Origin of the sequence: Morganella sp. GD04133, assembly GCF_029835375.1 — a bacterium.
Classification (GTDB): domain Bacteria; phylum Pseudomonadota; class Gammaproteobacteria; order Enterobacterales; family Enterobacteriaceae; genus Morganella; species Morganella morganii_B.
This window is the reverse complement of the sequence record NZ_JAODZS010000076.1, coordinates 1-3,585: the sequence shown is the minus strand read 5'-3', so window position 1 is coordinate 3,585 and position 3,585 is coordinate 1. Positions and strand designations below refer to the sequence as shown.

10 protein-coding genes and 1 pseudogene are annotated in these 3,585 nt (G+C 43.0%); 10 read left to right on the top strand and 1 reads right to left on the bottom strand.

Translation table 11 applies throughout. The features are described from left to right. The 10 genes from N7387_RS21010 to N7387_RS20965 form a co-directional block, all read left to right on the top strand. Positions 1-256 (top strand): hypothetical protein (locus N7387_RS21010; RefSeq protein ID WP_279800914.1); only part of this gene is annotated, 256 nt, incomplete at its 5' end. Between the two features lie 3 nt (positions 257-259). Then, complete coding sequence (locus N7387_RS21005; protein WP_279800913.1) at positions 260-520, top strand: hypothetical protein; 261 nt, start codon at positions 260-262, stop codon at positions 518-520. Between the two features lie 42 nt (positions 521-562). Beyond that, on the top strand, positions 563-808 hold the full coding sequence (locus tag N7387_RS21000; RefSeq protein ID WP_279800912.1) for a hypothetical protein: 246 nt from the start codon (positions 563-565) through the stop codon (positions 806-808). Between the two features lie 32 nt (positions 809-840). After that, positions 841-1,035, top strand: a complete 195-nt coding sequence (locus N7387_RS20995) for a hypothetical protein (RefSeq protein WP_279800911.1) — start codon at positions 841-843, stop codon at positions 1,033-1,035. A gap of 41 nt (positions 1,036-1,076) precedes the next feature. Beyond that, a complete protein-coding gene (locus N7387_RS20990; protein ID WP_279800910.1) occupies positions 1,077-1,586 on the top strand; it encodes a hypothetical protein in 510 nt (169 codons plus the stop codon). Between the two features lie 2 nt (positions 1,587-1,588). Continuing rightward, positions 1,589-1,786, top strand: a complete 198-nt coding sequence (locus N7387_RS20985) for a hypothetical protein (RefSeq protein ID WP_279800909.1) — start codon at positions 1,589-1,591, stop codon at positions 1,784-1,786. A gap of 474 nt (positions 1,787-2,260) precedes the next feature. Further along, positions 2,261-2,434: a hypothetical protein gene (locus tag N7387_RS20980; protein ID WP_279800908.1), complete on the top strand. Its 174-nt coding sequence runs from the start codon at positions 2,261-2,263 to the stop codon at positions 2,432-2,434. Next, positions 2,418-2,753 carry a phage protein NinX family protein gene (locus N7387_RS20975; protein ID WP_279800907.1) on the top strand — a complete coding sequence of 112 codons (336 nt, stop codon included), beginning with the start codon at positions 2,418-2,420 and terminating at the stop codon, positions 2,751-2,753. Before N7387_RS20980 ends, N7387_RS20975 begins: the two co-directional genes overlap by 17 nt. Beyond that, positions 2,750-3,016, top strand: a complete 267-nt coding sequence (locus N7387_RS20970; protein ID WP_194857171.1) for a DUF5405 family protein — start codon at positions 2,750-2,752, stop codon at positions 3,014-3,016. Before N7387_RS20975 ends, N7387_RS20970 begins: the two co-directional genes overlap by 4 nt. 228 nt (positions 3,017-3,244) lie before the next feature. Then, complete coding sequence (locus N7387_RS20965; protein WP_214181465.1) at positions 3,245-3,478, top strand: helix-turn-helix domain-containing protein; 234 nt, start codon at positions 3,245-3,247, stop codon at positions 3,476-3,478. Here N7387_RS20965 and N7387_RS21430 read toward each other — a convergent pair. Next, positions 3,454-3,585 (bottom strand): annotated as a pseudogene (locus N7387_RS21430) (integrase); the annotation flags it as partial. The gene N7387_RS20965 and the pseudogene N7387_RS21430 overlap by 25 nt on opposite strands.

The following is a 3,585-nucleotide window of genomic DNA, read 5'->3' as shown; positions in this document are numbered from 1 at the left end:
CATGAGCGACATCGACGGCGAGTTATCCATGATGCTTACAGTCTCCCGTGGAAAGCGTGTTGAATACCGGGTTAGCAGACTGGCAACGAACAATATGATGCTTGCAGACTTCACCGCCAAAGTAGGAGAAATGGAATCTGAGCAATTCGAAAAATCATACCAGTGGCTGAAAAATAAATTCACTGGTGATGCAGAAAACACGGAAAAGTTAGATGTCGTGTACCAGAGCCATAAGGCCGATATGAAGGGACATTAAAACATGGGTGACATGGGCGATATATTCCGCGCAATGCGTGAAGATGCCAAAGAACGGAAGCAGCAGCGATTAAAAGAAAATACAGGGAAGTTATCAGGGATTGATATTCCGTTTACACAGGACGGAAGCGGAACAATTCATTTTTCAACACCAGCCGGAAAGGTTCTGTTTTACCCCACCACAAACAAAATTCAGCACAAACAAAAGGTCACGCGAGGCAATCTGGAAAGGGCTGTCTCGCTGGCTAAAAGTCTTGGTGCATAACCCCACCGTTTCAGGATGACGCGTAAGCCAGAGGAAGCAATCATGTGCATACAGGAAATGAATGTACGGGTTTACTTCGCCCCTACCAGAAACCGCCGGTATTTCAGCAAGGATGCTGCGATAAAGGCTGAGGTAAAGGCGCGGGTATTCATGAAATACCCGTTTGAAAAGCCCGAATCCGATACTGGATATCCAGGATATTACATATCAGAAGACAGACCTGAATTTTATCGCAGAGCGGTGAGATATCTGACCTATCTGATTAAAAAGAAAATGGTTTCAGGATGAAGCGTAATGCAGGGATGCTGAGATAAGGAGTGATGATGGAAATTACACTGACAGCAGAGCAGATAAGAATGATGGCTGACTTTGCAGGAATGACCGTAAGAACACCTGGAATTGACATGGAAACTGAATTTACTTTGCAAACAGATTTCCATGTTGATAGTGAAGATAAGGATGTGACTATTTTTTATTGCACTGAATATCCTGATGAAGGTGCAGTTGAAATATAACTGCATTAACCGACAGGGATGCTGATAACAGAGGAATGAATATGAAAGACAGAATCAAATTCAGCGACGAAATGTTGGCCGCTGTTATTGACGGCAGAAAGACGCAGACGCGGTGGTTGATTGAGCCACAGCCGATATTAAACGGAAACTTCTATGAGGTTTTTGGTGCGGGCTGGAGTAAAGACATCGAGCGCATTACTGTCGCACCAGGGCACAGTTTAGAGCGAAACTTTCCGTATGGCTTGGTTGATAAAAAAATCCCGTTCGCAGACAAAAGCAGCAATATCAAAGGTGAAATTGAGATTGTCGATGTCTGGTTGCAACGGGTGCAGGAAATATCACAGGAAGATGCAATAGCGGAAGGCGTTGTTACTGGTCGCTATGGTAATGAGGGCAACTGGCTGAGAGGCTTTTATGCGCCAGGAGGTAATCAGCCACATCAGAATGCAAAATCCGCATATAGCGAGATATGGCGTTCAATTTACGGTGTAGAGGCCTGGTATAAAAACCCGTGGTGCTGGGTCATCGAATTTAAGCGGATTCAGGGGTGAATATGAAAATCACAGACGAAGATATTCAGGTAATAATCTTAAGCTTAAGCGGGGACTTTTTATTTCATATCGGCGAGTCACTTGAGTCTCATCACTATGACGGTTTAATGCCGCAAGAGGAGCAATACAGGTTATATAGAGCCTTGCAGATATGGATTAAAAAATCAGCTGGTGAATTTAAGCAGACTCAGGAGGGGTGATGGATAATATGTATGCCGTATTTTGTACATGGCTCAGACCATTACGGCAACAGCAATAGGCGAAATAATGATGATAATCATGACCACCATCAGAATGTGAAAAATAGATTTAATGCAAGCGCCCAATTTAAAAAGCGGAGCTACAGACTTTGTTTTTTTGTAATTTTCAAGTGAATTAATCATTTTATGTTCATATGTATGACATCAATAAAATAATTATGGTTAATTGTTATCTTTTTTCCACTCGAATATGTAGGTATGAATACCATTCATGATTTAAATCAATTTTCACTATATACGTAATCATTTGATGACATATTTCATGTCATTTTTTGATTGCTTCCATTTACTGGTAATGCACGGCTCTGCTGTGCCTGTTACTGATGATATTTATACGCTCGAAGAATGTGAGAGCCGCGCAGTGCAGGTAATGGCTGTGCGGAATGTTGAATTAGTGTGTGCGGAGGTGGTGAGATGAAATTTAAGGTAGGCGATAAAGTTTATATTGAGTTATGGGATGTTAATGGGACCATTTGCGCCATTGATGATAAGGATGTTGCATTGCCTTATTCCGTTGAAGATGAATACGGAGTGACATCATGGTGGCTTGAGGATGAACTGGAGTTAATCAATGAACAAATATCGTGACAAATCAGACTTTGAGATTAATAAGGCCGTGGCTGATGTGTTATTGAGGTTGCGTTATTTCTATGATGTTTTTTGCGATGGTGAGACTGTAATGGCTCAAAATAACTTTTGTGCTGTTGGTGAGTTCAACCCCTGCAACAACCCGGCGGACGCAATGCCGATTGTTATTGAGAATGGCATCAGCCTGATTTCAGACTGGAACGAGATTGGCGTGTGGGGCGCGACCAATCAGCCGTGGTTTACATCAGAAAATAAAAACCCACTACGCGCCGCTATGGAAGTATTCCTGATGATGAAAGAGGCGGAGAATGAAAAATGAATATTAAATTAGGCCAATACGTTATTACATCAGACCCACACCAGTTAATCCTCAGTGAAATTAAAATAGCCAAAGAAGGAAAGAATGCCGGACAGGAAGTTACGGCGACCATTGGCTATTACCCAAAATTGGAGCAGTTGATTAAAAAGATAATCACCATTGAAGTGCGCAAGGATGATATTCAGTCGCTTCAGGACATGGCTGATAAAATCGATGAACTGAGTGTCACACTGTCCCGTCAAATCAGGGAATCACAAATCTGAGGTGACCAATGACACCACAGGAAGCAGAGAACGGACGCATACGAATAGCAAGGGAATGCTATCACGAACTTGAAGCTAACCGACCGCTTAACGACGACAAGCGCCGCACCATCCTACAGAGTTACCTCGAAAGGTTTACCCGGATGTTAACTGAATATCACTTTAAGCGCTCAGTGCCTGCGCTGTGGCTGAATGTGTACGTTCGCATGATAGAGAAGGAAAAGAAATATGGATAATAATGCACCAAGCTTTTTAATTTGCCGCAGTAAAATTCAGGGTATGCTCGGGGGGATTTCCCGGACTACTTTCTGGAGAAAGCGCCAGGAATGGGATGCTCAGGGTACACCGTTCCCGAAGCCCGATGAAAATTACGCCCCCATTCGCGGAGGCGCATTATACCGGTATAGCGAAGTCATGGATTTTTTCAAAAGCAAAGGTTATTCGACGCAGGACAATATGTGATTAGCCAGGGCATTCACTGCATCTATCTGGTCTTTTATGTATTCATGCTGATCGTAAACAGAAAGAACACCACCGAGTTTATGTCCAAGGACTTTTTCGGACACATG